This window comes from Vibrio sp. 03_296 (assembly GCF_002265885.1).
In genome coordinates, this window is the sequence record NZ_NPKW01000480.1 from 1 (window position 1) to 530 (window position 530).

Below are 530 nucleotides of genomic sequence, written 5' to 3' on the forward strand. Positions count from 1 at the left end.
TGGTGATCATGCAGCAAGAACATACTGGCGACATTCACTGATAATCCAACCACCGCCACCAAGATCGCTTCATTAAATTGAATACTTTCAGGATTAAATAGGCGGTGAACAGATTCCACCACCATCAGGCAACGCGACGATTCCTAAAGCAATCGCGCTGGTAAAGCCACCAAGCACGCTGACTTTACCCGTGCCAAAAGAGAAACGAGCGCTGTGCGCGTGTTTTTCGCATACCGATACGCAAAGAGGGTGATGCAAAGGCTGCCGCGTGCGTCCCCATGTGCCAACCGTCAGCCAGTAGTGCCATGGAGCCGTAAAGGGTACCTGCAACGATTTCCGCCACCATAGTAAAAAGAGTGAGTAAAAGGACATAAAACGTGCGTTTTTCACCTTGTTGATTGTGTGTGGTAAATCGGTGGCTTTGAGAGCAAGCAGACATAAAAGAAATCCATTGKTTGATAGTCAAATATTTGAAATCAATTAGTTTGATTGTCAAAGTAAGTCAACGTTTTGTTGCGCGTAGAAAACGC

Annotated in this window: 1 pseudogene; it reads right to left on the reverse strand. The window is 46.1% G+C overall.

Going from position 1 to position 530, the window contains the following annotated elements:
• A pseudogene (locus CIK04_RS25535) lies at positions 1–506 on the reverse strand (cation diffusion facilitator family transporter); the annotation flags it as partial.
• Positions 507–530: the final 24 nt, after the last annotated feature.